The organism is Collinsella sp. HCP28S3_E12 (assembly GCF_052065595.1).
Taxonomy (GTDB): Bacteria; Actinomycetota; Coriobacteriia; order Coriobacteriales; family Coriobacteriaceae; genus Collinsella.
Window position 1 is genome coordinate 115,711 of sequence record NZ_JBQHTS010000004.1, and the last position, 18,036, is coordinate 133,746.

18 protein-coding genes are annotated in these 18,036 nt (G+C 58.5%); 11 read left to right on the forward strand and 7 right to left on the reverse strand.

The window, feature by feature from the left end:
- Positions 1-13: 13 nt before the first annotated feature.
- The 4 genes from ACTNBY_RS02780 to ACTNBY_RS02795 all read left to right on the forward strand — a co-directional run bounded on the left by ACTNBY_RS02780 (position 14) and on the right by ACTNBY_RS02795 (position 2,534).
- A complete protein-coding gene (locus ACTNBY_RS02780; protein ID WP_441063269.1) occupies positions 14-1,087 on the forward strand; it encodes a type IV pilus twitching motility protein PilT in 1,074 nt (357 codons plus the stop codon).
- Positions 1,088-1,171: 84 nt separating this feature from the next.
- Positions 1,172-1,342, forward strand: coding sequence for a hypothetical protein (locus ACTNBY_RS02785; RefSeq protein WP_441063272.1), 171 nt, complete (start codon positions 1,172-1,174; stop codon positions 1,340-1,342).
- Between the two features lie 2 nt (positions 1,343-1,344).
- Positions 1,345-1,662: a helix-turn-helix domain-containing protein gene (locus tag ACTNBY_RS02790; RefSeq protein ID WP_441063273.1), complete on the forward strand. Its 318-nt coding sequence runs from the start codon at positions 1,345-1,347 to the stop codon at positions 1,660-1,662.
- Complete coding sequence (locus ACTNBY_RS02795; protein WP_441063274.1) at positions 1,590-2,534, forward strand: IS3 family transposase; 945 nt, start codon at positions 1,590-1,592, stop codon at positions 2,532-2,534. Before ACTNBY_RS02790 ends, ACTNBY_RS02795 begins: the two co-directional genes overlap by 73 nt.
- A 148-nt stretch (positions 2,535-2,682) precedes the next feature.
- Here the strand turns inward: ACTNBY_RS02795 and gyrA are convergent, their stop codons facing one another.
- The 7 genes from gyrA to ACTNBY_RS02830 all read right to left on the reverse strand — a co-directional run bounded on the left by gyrA (position 2,683) and on the right by ACTNBY_RS02830 (position 13,785).
- The gene (gyrA, locus tag ACTNBY_RS02800) at positions 2,683-5,337 is read right to left on the reverse strand and encodes a DNA gyrase subunit A (protein WP_441063300.1); all 2,655 of its coding nucleotides are present in this window, start codon (positions 5,335-5,337) and stop codon (positions 2,683-2,685) included.
- Between the two features lie 209 nt (positions 5,338-5,546).
- Positions 5,547-7,577 (reverse strand): DNA topoisomerase (ATP-hydrolyzing) subunit B, encoded by a 2,031-nt coding sequence (gyrB, locus tag ACTNBY_RS02805; protein WP_427717924.1) that lies wholly within the window; start codon positions 7,575-7,577, stop codon positions 5,547-5,549.
- Positions 7,578-7,681: 104 nt separating this feature from the next.
- On the reverse strand, positions 7,682-8,245 hold the full coding sequence (locus ACTNBY_RS02810; protein WP_441063276.1) for a DciA family protein: 564 nt from the start codon (positions 8,243-8,245) through the stop codon (positions 7,682-7,684).
- Positions 8,232-9,338: a DNA replication/repair protein RecF gene (gene recF / locus ACTNBY_RS02815; protein WP_441063278.1), complete on the reverse strand. Its 1,107-nt coding sequence runs from the start codon at positions 9,336-9,338 to the stop codon at positions 8,232-8,234. The genes ACTNBY_RS02810 and recF overlap by 14 nt, the downstream gene beginning before the upstream one ends.
- A 9-nt stretch (positions 9,339-9,347) precedes the next feature.
- Positions 9,348-10,451 carry a DNA polymerase III subunit beta gene (dnaN, locus tag ACTNBY_RS02820; protein WP_427748154.1) on the reverse strand — a complete coding sequence of 368 codons (1,104 nt, stop codon included), beginning with the start codon at positions 10,449-10,451 and terminating at the stop codon, positions 9,348-9,350.
- Between the two features lie 238 nt (positions 10,452-10,689).
- Entirely contained in the window at positions 10,690-12,393 is a 1,704-nt protein-coding gene (locus ACTNBY_RS02825; protein WP_441063280.1) for a DnaA ATPase domain-containing protein, read from the reverse strand.
- 15 nt (positions 12,394-12,408) lie between these two features.
- Positions 12,409-13,785 carry an ATP-binding protein gene (locus ACTNBY_RS02830; protein WP_441063281.1) on the reverse strand — a complete coding sequence of 459 codons (1,377 nt, stop codon included), beginning with the start codon at positions 13,783-13,785 and terminating at the stop codon, positions 12,409-12,411.
- A gap of 345 nt (positions 13,786-14,130) precedes the next feature.
- Between ACTNBY_RS02830 and rpmH the strand changes: the two genes are divergently transcribed.
- From rpmH to ACTNBY_RS02865, 7 genes are all read left to right on the forward strand, one after another.
- Positions 14,131-14,265, forward strand: a complete 135-nt coding sequence (rpmH, locus tag ACTNBY_RS02835) for a 50S ribosomal protein L34 (RefSeq protein WP_019127408.1) — start codon at positions 14,131-14,133, stop codon at positions 14,263-14,265.
- A 20-nt stretch (positions 14,266-14,285) separates the two neighbouring features.
- Entirely contained in the window at positions 14,286-14,624 is a 339-nt protein-coding gene (gene rnpA, locus ACTNBY_RS02840) for a ribonuclease P protein component (protein WP_441063282.1), read from the forward strand.
- The gene (gene yidD, locus ACTNBY_RS02845) at positions 14,621-14,845 is read left to right on the forward strand and encodes a membrane protein insertion efficiency factor YidD (protein ID WP_154516787.1); all 225 of its coding nucleotides are present in this window, start codon (positions 14,621-14,623) and stop codon (positions 14,843-14,845) included. The genes rnpA and yidD overlap by 4 nt, the downstream gene beginning before the upstream one ends.
- A gap of 29 nt (positions 14,846-14,874) precedes the next feature.
- Positions 14,875-15,645, forward strand: a complete 771-nt coding sequence (locus ACTNBY_RS02850) for a YidC/Oxa1 family membrane protein insertase (RefSeq protein ID WP_441042215.1) — start codon at positions 14,875-14,877, stop codon at positions 15,643-15,645.
- A gap of 44 nt (positions 15,646-15,689) precedes the next feature.
- Positions 15,690-16,259 (forward strand): Jag family protein, encoded by a 570-nt coding sequence (locus tag ACTNBY_RS02855; RefSeq protein ID WP_154516793.1) that lies wholly within the window; start codon positions 15,690-15,692, stop codon positions 16,257-16,259.
- Between the two features lie 96 nt (positions 16,260-16,355).
- Entirely contained in the window at positions 16,356-17,093 is a 738-nt protein-coding gene (gene rsmG, locus ACTNBY_RS02860) for a 16S rRNA (guanine(527)-N(7))-methyltransferase RsmG (RefSeq protein WP_441063284.1), read from the forward strand.
- A gap of 130 nt (positions 17,094-17,223) precedes the next feature.
- Positions 17,224-18,024, forward strand: a complete 801-nt coding sequence (locus tag ACTNBY_RS02865) for a ParA family protein (RefSeq protein WP_427729019.1) — start codon at positions 17,224-17,226, stop codon at positions 18,022-18,024.
- Positions 18,025-18,036 lie beyond the last annotated feature (12 nt).

Genomic DNA, 18,036 nt, shown 5'->3' on the forward strand with positions numbered 1-18,036 from the left:
AAGGAGAAGCTCCATGCAACTCAATGAACTGCTTCAGCAGATGATCGACGCCAAGGCGTCCGACGTCTTCATTATCGCCGGGCTGCCCCTGTCCTACTCCAAGAGCGGCATCCACGTGCGCAGTGACTCGCCCGCACTCAAGCCGGCAGACACCGAGGCCGCCGTGCGTGCCATCTACAGAATCGCCGAGCGCGATTTCGAGCTGTTCCATGGCAACGTCAACCACGACGATGACTTCAGTTTCTCCGTGGCCGGCGTGGGACGGTTCCGTGTGAACATTTTCCGCCAGCGCGGCTCCTTCGGCGCCGTGATCCGTGTCATCCCCTTTGGCCTACCCGATGCCCGCAAGATGCAGATCCCCGAGACGGTTCTCAGCCTCGCAAACCTCAACCGCGGCATGGTTCTTGTCACCGGCGCCGCCGGTTCGGGCAAGTCGACCACCCTCGCCTGCATCCTCGACCGTATGAACCACACGCGCTCGGGCCACATCATCACCATGGAGGACCCCATCGAGTACGTGCACCGTCACGGCAACTGCATCATCACGCAGCGCGAGATCCCCATGGATATCGCCACCTATGCCGAGGCACTGCGCTCCGCCATGCGCGAGAGCCCCGATGTAATCCTGCTGGGCGAGATGCGTGACCCCGATACCATCAGCACCGCCGTTTCCGCCGCCGAAATGGCACAGCTCGTGCTCTCGACGCTCCACACCACCAGCGCGGCCGACACCGTCGAGCGCATCCTCGACGCCTTCCCGCCCAACCAGCAGCGCCAGATCCGTATCCAGCTCTCCATGGTGCTCCAGGCCATCGTGAGCCAGCGTTTGGTGCCCACCGTCGACGGCGGCGTCACGCCGGTGTTCGAGGTCATGCTCATGAACACCGCCATCCGCAACCTAATCCGCGAAGAGAAGTCCCACCAGATCGATTCCGTCATTGCTGCGGGCGGCGCGTATGGCATGCAGACCATGGACCAGGCCCTGTTCAACGTCGTCAAACAGGGCGTCGTCGCCAAAGACGTCGCCCTGCAGCACGCAAACCATCAGGAAGCCCTCGCACGCCGCTTCGCAGCAGAGGGCATGTAAAGACCCGCATCGCAGGCAGACAGCCCGCCTCCAGTCATGAACTGCCTCCCATTTCTTGGACATGAGAAATGGGAGGCTTTCTTTATGCGCGTCGACTTGAGGGTGAAGCACGACATCGAGGCCAGGAAGGCGGCCATAGGGCTCTTCGAGCTCGGGCACGGGTATAAATCTGCCGCGATTGCCCTTTCGCTTCCCGCGGAAGCCGTGAGAAGATGGCAGGAGATATACCGCGCGTTCGGGAGCGAGGTGCTCTGAGCATGGACGGAAAGCAGGGCAGGTACACATACGAGCAGAAGGTCGCCGCCGCCTCCGCCGTCGTCGACGGCGGCATGACGAAGACCGAGGCGATGGCGGCGTTCGGCATAATGTCGATGTCGCCGCTCAAGAAGTGGTACGCGCTATACCGCCGGGGCGGCGCGGAGGCCCTGCGCCCGAGGCCCAAGGGCCGGCCGAGCGGTTCCAGGGCGAGGCCGCGGACCCGCGAGGAGGAGCTCGAGGAGCGGTGCCGCAGGCTCGAGGGCGGGGTGGCCTACCTAAAAAAATTACGCGCCCTGGTCGAGAGGGACGGACTCTGACCAGGGCGAAGGCCGAAGCGGTCGCGGCCCTGAGCGCCGAGGGGCACGCACTCGGGCACCTGCTCGCATGCGCCGAGCTCAAGAGGTCGACCTACTACTACGCCCTCGCGCACCCGCCGAGGCCCACGCGCCCCGAGCTCCGGGAGGCGGCCGCCGAGATCTTCTCGCGCACCGCCAACGGCTGCGGGCACCGGCAGATAGCGATGTGCCTCAGGGCGGAAGAGGGGGCCGTGATAGCCAACCAGACCGTGCTCAAGATGATGCGCGAGATGGGGATTCGCTGCGGGATCAGACGCGAGACGGCCTACCACAGGTACAACTCGTACAGGGGCGTCGTCGGCAGAACGTTCGAGAACGTGATCGCGAGGGATTTCGACGCCGGGGCCCCGTGGCAGAAGCTGGGGACGGACGTCACCGAGTTCAAGGTGGCTGGCGGTAAGGCCTACTGGGCCCCGACGCTGGACTTCTGCACCAAGGAGATCGTGGCGAGCGACATATCGACCACGCCCGACATGGCCCAGCAGGCGAGGATGCTCGACGAGCTGCTGCCCAAGATCCCCGAGGGCGCCGCCCCGACCATGCACTCGGACCGGGGCTGGCAGTACCAGCACGCCTCGTACACATCCAGGCTCGAGGCCGCCGGCATCGTCCAGAGCATGTCCAGGAAGGCGAACTGCATCGACAATGCCGCCACCGAGCAGCTCTTCGGCCACGTCAAGGACGAGTTCTACAGGGGCCGCGAGTGGAAGACGTTCGAGGATTTCAAACGCGACCTGGAGGAATACATAGTCCACTGGAACACGAGCCGGAGGCAGGTAAGATTGAAGGGCCTGACCCCGGAGGAGTTCCGGAATCAGGCCCTTGCGGCCTAGTCGCTATTTAGGGCGTCCAAGATTTGGGGCGCAGTTCATCACTGGGGGCGGGCTTTTTCTTTAACGAGATACAAAAGGGCCGGGCACAGTCCATTCGAACTGCACCCGGCCCCGATCTTGGCTTATATGCCCCGCGTCAGAAGCTCTTTTATGCCTCGGGCATAGGCTCAACAATGTCTTCCGTAGGCTCCGCCGTATCCTCGCCCTCGGCGTCCTTCTCCTTGGTGGCATCCATACGGGCCACAGCGCATACGCGGTCGTTGTCGTCGACGGTCATCATCTTGACACCCTGCGTGGTTCGACCGGTCTGGCTGATCTCGTCGGTCTTGACGCGAATGACCGTCGCGCCCTCCGTCACGATAAACAGCTCGTGCTGCGGGCCGACCGCCTTCATGGCCGCAAGGTTGCCCTTGCGCTCGGTCATCTGGATGGTGTAGACACCCTGGCCGCCGCGGTTTTGCTCCGGATAATCCGAGACCGGCGTGCGCTTGCCGTAGCCGCACTCGGTAATGACAAACAGGTCGCCCTCGCCGTTGGTGACCTCCATGCCCAAGACACTCGCGCCGTCCTTCATGCCAATGCCGCGGACACCGCTGGTGTCGCGGCCGGTAGCGCGAACCTGGTCCTCGGGGAACATGATCGCCTTGCCCGCAGTGGTGGCCATGATGATCTTGTCGCCCTCGCGCACGCGGCGCACGGCGAGCAGCGCGTCGTCGTCCCTCAGGTTGATAGCAATTAGGCCATCGCGGCGGCTGCGATCATAGGCGCTCATCACGGTCTTCTTGACCATGCCGTTCTTGGTGGCAAACATCAGGTACTCATCGGCGGGGAACTCACGACAGCTAATGACGCTCGCGATCTTCTCGCCCTCCTCAAAGGGAAGCAGGTTGACGATTGCGGTGCCGCGCGCCTGGCGCGTACCAACCGGCAGCTCGTGCACCTTCAGACGGTAGACCTTGCCCTTGCTCGAGAAGAACAGCACATACTCGTGGGTGGACGCGATAAACATCTCGTCGATAACGTCGTCCTCTTTAAGGTTGACGCCCGACACGCCCTTGCCGCCGCGCTTCTGGGCGCGGTAAGCGGCCACCGGGATACGCTTCACATAGCCGGTGTGGGTGATCGTCACGACCATGTCCTCGTCGGCGATGAGGTCCTCGACGTCCAGATCCTTCTCGACCTGGCTGATCTCGGTGCGGCGCTTGTCGCCAAACTTCTTGGAGATCTCGCGCATCTCTTCCTTGATGACGCCCAGAATCTTCTCCTCGTGCGTCAGCAGGTCCTCGTAGTAGGCGATAGCACGGCGCAGGCCGTCCAGCTCTTCCTGGATCTTGTCCCGCTCCAGGCCGGTCAGGCGACGCAGCTTCATCTCGAGGATGGCCGTGGTCTGCTCGGGCGTAAAGCCAAAACGCTCAATCAGGCGGCTGCTGGCCTCGTCATCGGTCTGCGAGGAGCGGATGATGCTAATGACCTCGTCGATATGGTCGAGGGCCATAAGGTAGCCCTCAAGGATATGTGCACGGGCCTGGGCCTTTTTAAGGTCAAAGTGGGTGCGGCGGGTGACTACGTCGACCTGGTGGTCAATGTAGTGCTGCAGCATCTCGCGCAGGCTCAGGCATTTGGGAACGCCATTGACGAGCGCCAGATTGTTGGCACCAAAGGTGGTCTGCAGCGAGGTGTACTTATACAGGTTGTTAAGTACGACCTGCGGGATAACGCCCTTCTTGAGCTCAATGACCAGACGGATGCCCTTTTGGTTGGACTCGTCGCGCATGTCCGAGATGCCCTCGATGCGCTTGTCGTTTACGAGCTGGGCGATTTTCTCCTGCAGGGTGCCCTTGTTGACCATGTAGGGAATCTCGGTAAAGACCAGGCGGCTGCGGCCGGTCTTGGTGGACTCCACATGGGCCTTGGCACGCACGGTGATGGAACCGCGGCCGGTCTCGTAGCTCTGCCTAATGCCGGCGCTACCCATGATGATGGCACCGGTGGGAAAGTCCGGGCCGGGCATAATCTGCATGAGCTCGTCGACGGTGGCGTCGGGGTTGTCGATCAGGTAGCAGGTGGCCTCGATCGCCTCGGTGAGATTATGCGGGGCGATATTGGTGGCCATGCCTACAGCGATGCCTTGGCTGCCGTTAACCAGCAGGTTGGGGAAGCGTGCGGGCAGTACCACGGGCTCGGCGAGCGACTCGTCGTAGTTGGGCTGCCAGTCGACGGTATCCTTCTGCAGGTCGCGGAGCAGCTCCATGGCGGGCTTTGCCAGACGGCTCTCGGTGTAACGCATAGCTGCGGCACCGTCGCCGTCGATGTTGCCAAAGTTGCCGTGGCCGTCGATAAGCGGCGTGCGCATGGAGAACCACTGCGCCAGACGAACCATGGTCTCATAGACCGCGGAGTCGCCGTGGGGATGGTACTTACCGATAACTTCGCCGACCGTCCAGGCCGACTTCTTGTGCGGGCGGTTGGGGTAGATGCCGCTCTCGTTCATGGCGTACAGGATGCGGCGGTGCACCGGCTTTAAGCCGTCGCGCACGTCCGGCAGGGCGCGTGCCGTAATGACCGACATCGAGTACTCGATAAACGACTGCTTCATCTCGCGGCCAAACTCCGAAATCTGGAGCTGGCCGCCGTTGATGTCCTCGCCGGCCGAGGCGCCGCGATCGACCGCGCCAAAGCTCTCCTCGAGCTCGGCGTCGTCATCCTCTTCCTCTTCATCCTCGACATCGGGGTTGTAGGAATCCGGATCGCCGTCCTCGCCCTGCTCGGCGCGGGCGAGCAGGCGCTTCAGATCATCGGGCATACCGGCGTCGCCGGCCTCGTCCACACCCTCGTTGTTGTTGATATCGTCTGCCACGTTACCTCCTCATGGTTTGCGTGGTCCATTAGTTCCCTACCACGGAGACGGCTTTTCCAGGTGCCGCAGATTCGCCCGAAAGAGGAGGGAAGCGTACTTGGGTACGCGACCGACGATTGAGGGCGAAGGTGCGGTGGCTGGGAAAGCCGAACAGGTTAGGCATCTAAGAAGCGTGCATCATGCGCGTGTTTTTCAATGTACTCGCGGCGATAGCCCACCTCGGAACCCATGAGCTCGCGTACGGCACGGTCCGCCACCACGGCATCCTCGATCGTCACGCGCTGCAAAATGCGGGTCTTGGGGTCCATCGTCGTCGAGGCAAGCTGCTTGGGGTCCATCTCACCCAGGCCCTTGTAGCGCTGGACGGTATAGCCCTTGCGCTTCTTGGTGATCTTGCCATCCTTGGCCTTGCCGTCCTCGTCGTTGTCGTCGGGGTTCAGGCCCAGGCTCTGAATGGTGTCGCGCAGAATCTCGTCTTCGGGCTGTCGGCCGTTGGGATACACGTAGTGGATCTTGTTGCGCACCTTAATGCCAAAGATGGGCGGGCAGGCAACATAGACATAGCCGGCATCGATCAGCGGACGCATGTACTTGTAGAAGAACGTCAGCAGCAGGATGCGGATATGCGCACCGTCGACATCTGCATCGGTCATGATGATGATCTTGTGGTAGCGCGCCTTGGTGATATCGAAGTCGCCGCCGTCGCCGGCGCTCGTCGTGACGCCGCAACCGATCGCGGTGATCAGCGACTGGATGGTGTCGCTCGAGAACGCACGATGGTCACCCACGCGCTCGACGTTCAGAATCTTGCCGCGCAGGGGCAGAATCGCCTGGATGTCTCGGCGGCGGCCGTCCTTGGCCGAACCGCCTGCCGAGTCTCCCTCTACGATGAAGAGCTCGGTCAGCTCGGCATCGCGCACCGAGCAGTCGGCAAGTTTGCCGGGCAGCGACGCCGTCTCGAGCAGGCTCTTGCGACGGGTCGCCTCGCGCGCCTTGCGGGCGGCGTTGCGGGCCTTGCAGGCCTGCTGCGCCTTCTTGACGATCTCGCGGGCGGGCTTGGGGTGCTCCTCAAGGTAGTCGGCAAGACCGTCGGTCACAATCTTGAGCGTAAGCGCGCGCATGTAGGAACTACCGAGCTTGGCCTTGGTCTGGCCCTCAAACTGCGGATCGGGCAGCTTGACCGAGATGACGGCCGAGAGACCCTCGCGCACGTCGTCACCGCTCAGGTTGGCCTCTTTCTCCTTAAGCAGGTTCTGCTTGCGGGCGTAATCGTTAATCACGCGGGTGAGGGCGGTGCGGAAGCCCTCGAGGTGCATGCCGCCCTCGGGGGTGTAGATGTCGTTGGCAAATGACATGACGTTCTCGCCATAACCGGCGTTCCACTGCAGGGACACCTCGACCTCGCCCATCTTGGCCACGGGCGCATCCGGGTCCGATTTGCCCTCAATGTAGATGGGCTCCTTAAAGGCCTCGGGGACGTCCTTGCCGTCGTTGAGGAACTTGACGAAGTCGATGATGCCGCCCTCGTAGCAAAACTCCTCCACGCGGGGAGCCGCCTCACGCTCGTCAGTCAGCACGATCTTGAGGTTCTTGTTGAGAAACGCCGTCTCTTGCAGACGATTGTGCAGTGTATCGAAATCGTAGACGCAGGTCTCGAAGATCTCGTCGTCGGGCCAGAAGGAGACGGTGGTGCCCGTCGAATCCGAGGTGCCCACGACCTCCATCTTCTTGACGGTCTTGCCACGAGAGAATTCCATCTCGTAGATATTGCCGTCGCGGCGCACCTGCACGACCACGCGCTTGGACAGGGCGTTGACAACGGAGATGCCCACGCCGTGCAGGCCGCCGGAAACCTTATAGGCCGAGTTATCGAACTTACCGCCGGCGTGAAGGATCGTCATGACGACCTCGAGCGTCGGAATCTTTTTGACAGGGTGCTCGTCGACGGGGATGCCGCGCCCGTTATCGACGACCGTAATGGAGTTGTCGGCGTGGACCGTCACCTGAATCTCGGTGCAGAAACCGGCCATGGCCTCGTCGACGGAGTTGTCAACGATCTCCCACACCAGGTGGTGCAGACCGCTGGCGCTCGTCGAGCCGATATACATGCCCGGGCGCTTACGGACGGCTTCGAGACCCTCGAGGATCTTAATTTCGCCGCCATCGTAATCGTTTTCGTTTGCCACACGTCCTCCTTCGGTTAAGAAAATCTGTATAGCCTTACTATTTTATCGTAAAAAATACCCTCGGGGACGAGGGTATTTGCCTATACAAGGCCACCAGATGCGATTTAAGACTCTTTTTTGCTCTGCACGCCCTTGGCCCACTCGGCACTGGCCCTCATGGCGTTCTGGAGGGCCTCACGCAGTTTTTGGTCTTCGATGGGCGACACCTGGCGCTCGATCTCGGCGCGCGCGGCTTCATTCAGGTCGGCATGCGGCGCGGGCGGGCGCGGGGGCGCGACCGGGCGCAGGCGCTCTTTTGCCGCGGGCGGCGTGTGGCCGGGGCGGGTCGTCTTAAATACCAGGCCATCCACATGCGCGCCGGCACGCTCCATGCGTGCGCGGATTATCTCGCGCAAAAGTGTCATCTCCTGTGTCCACGAGGGCGAATCGAGATACACCAGCAGCTCGTTGGACTCGGGAAGATAACGTAGCCCCGTCACGTGCCGGCCCTCGCGCGTGCCCGAGCACACCGCGTTCCAAGCACGGTAGACCGTACGCGATTCCTCGGCGGCCTCCATTTGCGCACGACGCTCGGGCGTAGCCGACGCCAAGATGCGCTGGCGCTCGGCACCCAAAAAGTCACTGAAGGCAGCCGTGCCGTTCTCACGCTCGTAATTAGCATGCCTCACCCATGCTCACCACCTTGGCTCGATCAAGTAACTCATCGGTAAAGTATCCCAAATTGGTGGTGGTTATGACTGTCTGGATGTCGTCGCCGATCAGCTGCAAAAAAGCGGCGCGGCGATCGCCGTCGAGCTCGCTCATCACGTCATCCAAAAGCAGCAGCGGGGCGGTACCCAGAATATCGCGGGCTACGGCCACCTCGGCCACCTTCCAAGCCAGAACCAACGTACGTTGCTGACCCTGACTGGCAAACGAGCGAGCCGAGCGGCCGGCGACCGAAAACTCAATCTCGTCGCGGTGCGGACCCACGAGTGTCACGCCGCGGCGGATTTCCTCGTCGGCGCGCTCGTCGAGCGCCGCGAGCATGTGCTCGTATGCCCAGCCCCTCAGCTCCTCGCGGTCATCGGTCTGGGGCAGCTCCCCCAACGTGGACGCATAGGCCACATCGGCCTCCTCCCCGGACGCAACCAGCCCGTAGGCATTGCGCACGTGGGCATCCAAGCGATCGAGCAAGGCTAAGCGGTGCACCAGCAGGGCCGATCCGGCGCGGGCAATCGACTCATTCCACGCACCGAGCATCTCACGGCAGCACCATGTCTCTTTGAGCAGGGCGTTGCGCTGCGTCACGCAGCGGCCGTAGGCGCTTGCCAGATCGGCATAGCGGGCGCTCAGCTGCACACCAAAGTCGTCGAGCGCGGCGCGACGCACGCTGGCACCGCGCTTAACCATATCCAGATGATCGGGGCAGAACAAAACACTCGGCAGCACGCCGCGCACACCAGAGGCGGCACATCGCTTGCCGTTGCGGCTAAACGAACGCTTACCGTCCTCCACGCATAGGCCCATGTCCAGCACGCGGCCATCGCCCTCGAGCCTAAGCTCGGCCTTGCACAAACCCGTGCCGTCGTGCACAAGCTCGACGGCAGTGGAATGCCTAAACGAGGTGCCGCTCGTTAGCAGCTGCAGCGCCTCTATGAGGTTGGTCTTTCCCGCCGCGTTGGGCCCCGCGAGCACCGTCACGCCATCGCTCAGTTCCAGGCGATAGCTATCGAAGCTGCGGTAGCGCGCGACGGAAAGATCGCGGGCGAACATGGCCATAGGGCGCCGCTAGATGCGCACCGGCATGACCAGGTACAGATAGTTGATCTTGTCGTAGGACTTAAAGATGCCGGCCTGCGAGTAGCTCTTGAGCTCCAGCGTGATCTCCTTCTCCTTGGACAGGGCGTTGAGACAGCCAAAGATGTAGTGGTAGTTAAAGGCAATGGTACCCGACTCGCCCTCAGCCTCGACATCGATCGTCTCCTGCGCCAGATCCTGGTCATTGGAGATGGAGGACAGGCCCATCTGGCCGTTCTCGACATCGATCTCAAACTTGACGGCGGGGTTGGCGCTCGCGATGACCGCCACGCGCTTGAGGGCGGCATTAAAAGCCGCCACGTCGATCTTGACGCTCGTTACGCACGAATCGGGGATGAGCTGCTTGTAGTTGGGATACACACCCTCTATGCGGCGCGACACGTAGGTGGTGTTGCCGGCTTCAAAGACAACCTGGGTGTCGGTGGCACCGATCATAATGGTCGCCTGGCTCGCCATGATGCTCAGGGCGTCGTTGAAGGCATCGGCCGGCACGTTGAGCTCAAAGGAGCCCTCGAGCGTCGAGGTCTCCACCTGCGTATCGCACACGGCCAGACGGAAGGAGTCGGTCGCCACCAGGCGCACGGTGTTGTTTTCGACTCTCATATGCACACCGCCCAGGATGGGGCGGGCCTTGTCGGTCGAGGTGACGCGCCACACGCGGCTGACCATCTCGGACAGAATGTCGGTCGGGAGCTCAACGGCGCTCTCGATGGCATAGGCCGGGAACTCGGGGAAATCGTTGGCATCGAGCGTATTCAGGCGGAAGGAACTCTTCTCGCAACCGATCAGCACCTGGCGCTCCGAAAGCTCAAAGGTAACTGGGGCATCGGGAAGGGTCTTGGTGATGTTGGAGAGCATCTTGCAGGGGATTACCATCTCACCTTCCTCTTCCACATGTGCCGCGATGCGGTGACGAATCGAGATAGTGTAGTTAGAGGTCTGGAATTCCAAGATGCCGTCTTGTGCCTTGATGAGCACGCCCGACAGAATAGGGAGGGTGGATGCCGAAGCGACACCCTTCATGACGACGCCGATTGCTTGCGTAAGCGAGCTCTGGCTGACGGTGAACTTCATCTTTTAATACCTTTCTATAGATATAAATATCTTAATAATAGTAATAGTACTGACGAAACTGTTGATTACTCCCAAACATGCAGGTCAAACCCAAAAAGAGAATCGACAGTTCCCTGTGTGCAACAGGGGTCGTTTTCCACGTTCAAAACCTGCGCAAAACTTTTCATCGGAGCGGGCTGGGTTTTAGACACCTTATGCCCGCGGTTTCGACAAGTTTTCAACAGGTGTGCCTATTTCCCTACGAGCGCAGTGTAATTTTGTCTCGTAGCGATTTGAGGTCCTCGGTCACGGTCCGGTCTTCCTGGATCATCTTCTGGACTTTTTTGTAGCTCGTGCTGACGGTCGAGTGGTTGCGGTTGCCAAACTCCGCACCCACGGCGGTGGTTGTCATCTCGCACATCTCGATCGCTAGGTAGATGGCGATATGGCGCGCCTTGGCGATATTGGCATTGCGGCGCGGACCAATGAGCTCCTCATGCGTCACGCCGTACTGCTCCTCGATAACAGACTGAACTGTCTGCACGTTGATCTTTTTGGCCGACGTGTCGAAGTACTGGCTGGCGATGGCATCGATGTCGTCGAAGCTCAGCTCGCTACCCTCGCGCTCGCGGTCGCCCGCCTCCCCGGCGCAGCGCTCGCAGAAGCTCTCGAGCTCACGGATGTTGGTGCCCGATACCTCCGCCATGTGTTTAAAGTGCTCGTCAGTTAGATGTCCGCTGTCGCCACCGTAGACCGCCAGCAGCGAGTCGTCGCCCGCCTCGGGCACCGCCGCGATCGTGTTCTCGTAATAGCGCTGCAGAATCTTGTACTTCATCTCGTAGCTGGGCTCTGCTACCAAGCAGAGCATGCCGGCGTTAAAGCGGCTGGTCAGGCGCTCGTCCATGTTCAGGTCCTTGGGCGCACGGTCTGCGGCAATCACGACCTTCTTGTTGTTGCGGATAAACTCGTCCATGAGCTGGAAAAAGTAATCCACGCTCGCGCGCTTGCCGATGATGTTTTGGATGTCATCGATGATGAGCACGTCCACGCCGTGGTATGCCTGCATGATGGGAGCGTTACTCTTCTTTTGGCGGTCGAATTCTGTCATCAGATCATCGATGTATGCCTGTGAGTTGGCGTATTTCACTTTGATCTCGGGCGACTTCTCGGCGAGCTCGTTTTTGATGGCGAGCAGCAGGTGGGTCTTGCCCAAGCCCGATTTGCCATAGATGAACAGGGATGTGCAAGTACCGCGTTCGTCTGCGAGTGCGGCGAATTTAAGCGCCGAACGATAGGCGTGGCTGTTTTCGGGGCCGTAGACAAAGTTTTCGAAGGTGAATTTTGAGTTGGCCACGAGGGGCGCGCCATCGGCGTTCTGCTCGCCCGGCGCCGCAGCCGCAGGCACGCTCACAGGCGATGTCGAGACTGGTTTTGCGCTCTTGGCGGGTGCCACGCCCTTCATCTGATTCATCATGCGGCGGAAATCGTCGGCCGACAGCGTGTTTTTGATCGCGACGCCCGGTTCTTCGCCCGGCGTCGCGTCGTGCGCGACGGGCATGTGCGAAACACTGGGAGCGGTTGCTACCGGCACGGCTGTTGCGTGGGGCATGGTTTCACGGGAAACATCGCTCGCATTGGTCTCCGGAGCCGCCACGGGGGCGACGGTCGTCAAAGGGGGAGTGACGGGTGCCGCCCCTGTGGCGCCTGTCGTGGGACCCTGCGGGGCCACGATGTTGAGCGCGATCGGCGCAAAGGCAATCTCTTCTAGGTAGTGCTCGATAGTCGGCTGGTGCTTTTTGAGCTGCGCAATGGCAAAGCGCGACGGTGCCTCGATGGTCAAGGTGTCCTCGGTCAAGCTCACGGCACGCGATTGCCCCAACATGTTGATGAGGCGTGCATCTTGGCCGTCGCGCTGGCAAAAGGCGATGGCATCCTCCAGGATGATGCTTGCTTCCTCGTCCACTGTCTCTCCCGTTCCTTAACTTTGGGCACGCATGCGAGCGCTGCCGAGTTCGGTCAGATGGTATTTCTGGCCGTGTTTGATTACCAAGCCGGCCTGCGCCAAGTCATTGAGTGTGCGTGACCACGTGGGCGCGGAGTTTCCAAATGCTCGCGCCAGGTCGGTGGCGCCGCACTCTTGGTTTTGAGCCAGATATCCCAGCGCCGCGTTGCCGCGCTCGCTCACAAATACGTCCGGTTGCGGCTGTGCGTATTGATTCGCCGCATTAGGATACATCATTTGAGCTGCTGGTTGTTGAGAACTCTGCATGGTTGGCATCGGCTGTTGAAAACTTTGCGGCCACTGTTGGTATGGCTGCGGCGGCATCTGCTGGGCCCAGGGATTGTACGGCTGCGGCATCTGCTGATACGGCTGCTGATAGCCCTGGGGATACTGCTGCATATATTGCTGGGAGTATCCCTGCTGCGGCATATATTGTCCCGGATATGCCTGCGGGTACGGTTGGAAGCCCATCTGCCGAGCTCCTTGCATGCCCGTCACCTGCTGCATCGCGGCTGCATCCGAATCGGCCGGGACCATGGACTCTGCCGAGCCTTGAGTTGTCGTCTGTCCCGCGGGCTGGGGGTCCTGCATGGGCGGCATGCCGGGTTGATGCATCTGCTGCGAAACCATGGGCCGTTGTAGTGGGGACGCGGCCACGGTTTGCTGCGGAGTCATCATTGCTTGCTGTGGAAATGCTCCCGGCAGTGGGTATTCCGACCCCTGGGCCTCGGGGCGCACGGCTGCCCCGCGCCCTCCCGCGCGCTCAATTTCCTGCACGCGCTTGGGATCGAGGCTCACCGTGACGACGGTGCCGTTGCCCATGTTATCTTCGATGGAGACTGCCCCGCCGGCGTTTTCCAGGTATTCCTGCACCATGGGAAAACCTGCCCCGGTGCCGCGTATATACCGCTTCATCTTGCTGTTTGCGCTGGTGACGCCAAAGTCGAAGGCGCGCTCTTTGTCGTCGATGCCCGGACCTTGGTCGGCAAAGCGGATAGTTTCCCCGCCGTCCAGGATCGAGATAATGGGCTCGGCAAAGTGGGCGTGGATAAAGTTTTCGACAATCTCGCGGATAACCATGAGTGAGATGTGTCCGCCCTGCTCTTTCATGCACTGGTAGACGGTGTTAGTCGTCTCTTCCAGATACGTGCGGATGTCTTGCGGCTCGATGACGATCACGCGCGGGGTCGAAAGCATGTCGTCATAGACGGCGATGCGCGCCGCATACATGGTTTTCGGTGTCTGTTTCGATGTCTGCTCGCCCTCTTTGCGCTCTTCGCGTACGCCGTTGATGTGCTCGTTGTCGGGTGCCGGGTCACCGGAATCGACCATGGTGTAAAAGTCGTCAGACATGCCGCTCGCAATCTTTCAAAAGGTTTCGGATAAATAGTAGCTCACCGCGCAATGTTTCTCATCTTTCGACAAGTTTTCAAAACATGTTGAAAACTTTGGAAAATGGGCGAAAAGTTCTCAACATTGGCAACATGACCTGTTGAAAACTCGGTGAAATATCGTGAAAAGTTGGAGTCATACTCAAAAACACATCCGGCTTATGGCGGAACCGTGTGAACTGCGCAACCTTTTACCTTTGATTTCTTGACATTTGAACATTGATTTCCCTACAATCTTCAAGCTCACGTGTCTATATCTGCGTCCGCGCCCTCGCGGACACTCGAAATGCAGCAGGAGGAACTTAAGATGAAGCGTACGTATCAGCCTAATAAGCGTAAGCGTGCCAAGACCCATGGCTTCCGTGCCCGTATGGCCACCAAGGGTGGTCGTGCCGTGCTCGCCCGTCGCCGCGCCAAGGGCCGCAAGCGTCTCACTGTCTAGCAGCGATACACACATCTCGCATGAAGACTATTAAGTCTCGGCTAGATTTCGAGCATGTGTTCAGTCAGGGGCGTCGTTTCAATCACCCTCTGATTCGAATGACCATATGTGAATCGGTTGGCGAAGGCGACTCTGGAAGGGTCGCCTTCGTTGGTGCTAAACGACTCGGTTGCGCAGTTGTGCGCAATCGTTCTAAGCGTGTGATGCGCGAGGCCGCCCGCAGCTGCGGATTTCCCGTTGCGGGTTATGACATCATCTTGTTCGCGACCCCCAAGACGAGGATCTCGTCGCCGGAGGAGATGAACGAGGCATTGCGTTCGCTTGTGATACGCGCCGGCGTTGCCGGGGAGGAGCGATGAGCAATCACGTTTTGCGACGTGTTGCCATCGCTCCTATTCGCATATATCAACAGGTTATTTCGCCCTTATTGCCTGACGCCTGCATTTATTATCCAACGTGTTCTCATTACGCCGTTCAGGCTATCGAGAAATACGGTGTTTGTAGAGGCTGCTGGCTTGCCGTGAGGCGCATCGCTCGCTGCAATCCCCTGCACGTCGGCGGTTATGACCCTGTGCCCTAGCGGGCACTCGCTATCGGAGGAAAAATTACATGTGGGATTGGATCGTTAACATCCTTTTCGAGCTGCTTAAGCTCATCCAGACCTTTGCGGTCGACTGGGGCCTGTCCATCATTATTCTAGTGGTCATCGTCCGTCTGCTGCTGACGCCGCTCATGCTCAAGTCGACCAAGTCGACGGCCCGTATGCAGGTGCTGCAGCCCAAGATGCTCGAGATCCAGGAGCGCTACGCCGACGATCCCCAACGTCAGGCCGAGGAGATGCAGAAGTTCTACAGCGAGAACAAGTTCAATCCGCTGTCCGGCTGCCTGCCGCTTCTGATTCAGATGCCTATCCTCATCGCCCTGTTTACACTTCTGCGCAACCTGCCGCAGTACTTTAACGAGGGCACCTTCTCGTTCTTCAACATTCTGCCCGATCTGACTACCACGCCGAGTGCCTCTTTTGCCGATGGCTTTATGGTCGCACTGCCTGCGCTGATTTGCCTGATTCTGTTTGCTGTCCTGACCCTGATTCCGCAGCTGTACATGTCGCGCAATCAGACCGGTCAGCAAGCCCAGAGCATGCGCATGATGGCTGTCGTCATGACCGTCATGATGCTCTGGATGGGTTGGAGCCTGCCCGTTGGTGTTCTTTTGTACTACGACGTGTCTTCTGCCTGGCAGGTCATCCAGCAGATCTTTGTGACGCAGAAGGTTATCGAGAAGGCTAAGGCCGAAGAGGAGGAGCGTCTTAAGAACGCCCCGCTGCAGGTTGAGGTCACGCGTCGCGAGAAGAAGCCGCGCCCGCACAAGAAGAAGTAGCGGTATAGTAATCTTATTTAGGTACCTAACTTTTGGAGTACGTTATGTCTGAAGAGATCGTCGAGGATATGCTTGAGGAGGTTGCCCCGCAGGCCGCGGGCGATTATCTCGAGATTGCACAGCGCTACAAGGCTGGTGAAGAGCTTACGGATGAAGAGCTCGATACCATTGCCGATGTTGCGATTTCTATTCTTCGTTCCATCCTTTCGCATTTCGACGCCGCCAACTCTCCTATCGATGAGTATGAGGGCGACGAGGGCGAACTGATTCTTGATGTAACGGCTCCCGACCTTGCCGTCCTAATTGGTCGTCATGGTCGCACCCTTGATGCCCTTCAGGTTATGTTCTCGCTGTTGGTGAGCCGCAAGCTTGGCTTTAGGTATCCGGTTGTCGTCGACGTCGAGGGATATAAGAGCCGCCGCCAGGACAAGGTTGCCTCTATGGCTCAGTCTGCTGCCGAGCGGGCAGTTCGCACTCACAAAAGCGTTTCACTTCCTCCCATGAATGCCTACGAGCGCCGTCTTGTTCATATTGCTCTTCGCGGCAACGACGCCGTCGACACGCATTCTGAGGGTTCTGACCCCGATCGTCATGTTGTGATTGTTGCTCGATAACCTAAACGAGCTTATCTTAAGGGGGCGTGGTTTCCACGTCCCCTTTTTTTGTCAAAAGTTCTTGATACACTGATTTTTGTCAGATAGGAGTTTGTCTTGTTTGTACTAACCGATAAGCAGACAAGCCAGATGCTTAGTCGTCTAATTTCGTATTGCGAAGACTATTCTTTGAAGGTCTCCCATGATGCCCTACGCTCCTGTATTGAGCATCTTGATCTTGTTTTGGAGGCTAATAAGACCACCAATCTTACGCGCATCCTAAATATCGAAGATGCGGCTGTTCTTCATATTCTTGATTCGCTTGTGTTGCTTCCCTATATTGACATAGCTCCAGAAGGCGCTTTGTTAGACATGGGTACTGGTGCTGGGTTTCCTGGTATCCCTTTGACAATTGCTTGCGGACGTAAGGCTACCTATATCGATTCGGTTGGCAAGAAGGTTGATGCTGTCAACTCATTTGTTGAGGCTCTCGGTCTCAAGCATGCTTACGCGGTTCATGATCGTCTTGAAGAATATGCCCGAAGCCATAAGAAACAGTTTGCTGTTGTCACTGCTCGTGCACTTGCACCGTTACCAGTTCTCGTCGAGTACGCTTCACCATTTCTAATAGATAGTGGTCTCTTTGTTATCACGAAGGGAAACCCGTCAGACGTCGAACTTCAGTCTGGTCTAACCGCCGCTAGCATATGCGGGTTCACCACACTTATGACAGATGATTTAGATTTGCCAAATGGCTTGGGTCATCGCGAGTTTATCATTCTAAAAAAATCTCGTCCGGCAGCTATTTCGCTTCCACGTGCTAATGGCATGGCGAAGAAGAATCCGCTTGCCTAGATGTTTCACGTGAAACATAATGGATAGTAATTACTTGTTATGTTTCACGTGAAACATAACAGATGATGAATCGGAATGTTTCACGTGAAACATCCTCCGTTTAACAGCTTAAAATACACCAGGAGGGACCGTGGGATTTCGCGACGTTAAGCGTTCAAAGAGCGCAAAAGACACGCGTATCATTGCAATCATCAATCAAAAGGGTGGTGTGGGTAAGTCCACCACAGCAGTAAACCTTGCAGCAGCACTGGGTGAACAGGGTCGAAAGACGCTGATTGTCGATTTTGATCCACAGGGTAATAGCACGAGCGGCTTTGGAATCGAAAAAGAAGAACTCGATAACTGCATCTATGATGCATTGCTGAATGATGTTCCGGCAGAATCGCTTGTTCTGGATACAAATTGCAGTAAGGTATTTGTAATTCCGGCTACTATCCAGCTTGCAGGTGCCGAAATTGAGCTTGTAAGCGCAATTGCACGAGAAACACGCTTGAAGGATCTGCTTGAGCCTGTTAAGGATGAGTTTGACTTCATATTTATCGACTGTCCGCCTTCACTTGGCTTGTTGACCATTAATGCGTTGACGGCGGCGGACAGTGTTCTGATTCCGATTCAGTGCGAGTATTACGCACTCGAAGGTGTCACGAAGCTGCTTGAGTCGATGAAAATGGTCAAAACACGCCTAAATAAGAGCCTTGATACCTATGGTGTGCTTATGACGATGTATGATTCGCGCACATCGCTCTCAAATCAGGTTGTCGAAGAAGTGCAGTCGTACTTTGGCGATAAGGCATTTAAGACCTTGATTCCGCGTACGGTTAAAATATCAGAAGCACCATCGTTCGGTGAGCCGGTAATTACATATGCGCCGCAAAATAAGGGTGCAAAGGCGTATATGAACCTTGCCAAAGAGGTGATCAAGCGTGCCTAGTCCTAGGAAGCG

Excerpts from the sequence above, each read along its gene's own strand:
- ACTNBY_RS02780 (WP_441063269.1), top strand. The coding sequence starts at position 14 with ATGCAACTCAATGAACTGCTTCAGCAGATGATCGACGCCAAGGCGTCC.
- ACTNBY_RS02785 (WP_441063272.1), top strand. The coding sequence starts at position 1,172 with ATGCGCGTCGACTTGAGGGTGAAGCACGACATCGAGGCCAGGAAGGCG.
- ACTNBY_RS02790 (WP_441063273.1), top strand. The coding sequence starts at position 1,345 with ATGGACGGAAAGCAGGGCAGGTACACATACGAGCAGAAGGTCGCCGCC.
- gyrA (WP_441063300.1), bottom strand. The coding sequence starts at position 5,337 with ATGCCCGATGATCTGAAGCGCCTGCTCGCCCGCGCCGAGCAGGGCGAG.
- recF (WP_441063278.1), bottom strand. The coding sequence starts at position 9,338 with ATGGCCATGTTCGCCCGCGATCTTTCCGTCGCGCGCTACCGCAGCTTC.
- dnaN (WP_427748154.1), bottom strand. The coding sequence starts at position 10,451 with ATGAAGTTCACCGTCAGCCAGAGCTCGCTTACGCAAGCAATCGGCGTC.
- ACTNBY_RS02830 (WP_441063281.1), bottom strand. The coding sequence starts at position 13,785 with ATGTCTGACGACTTTTACACCATGGTCGATTCCGGTGACCCGGCACCC.
- rpmH (WP_019127408.1), top strand. The coding sequence starts at position 14,131 with ATGAAGCGTACGTATCAGCCTAATAAGCGTAAGCGTGCCAAGACCCAT.
- rnpA (WP_441063282.1), top strand. The coding sequence starts at position 14,286 with ATGAAGACTATTAAGTCTCGGCTAGATTTCGAGCATGTGTTCAGTCAG.
- yidD (WP_154516787.1), top strand. The coding sequence starts at position 14,621 with ATGAGCAATCACGTTTTGCGACGTGTTGCCATCGCTCCTATTCGCATA.
- ACTNBY_RS02850 (WP_441042215.1), top strand. The coding sequence starts at position 14,875 with ATGTGGGATTGGATCGTTAACATCCTTTTCGAGCTGCTTAAGCTCATC.
- ACTNBY_RS02855 (WP_154516793.1), top strand. The coding sequence starts at position 15,690 with ATGTCTGAAGAGATCGTCGAGGATATGCTTGAGGAGGTTGCCCCGCAG.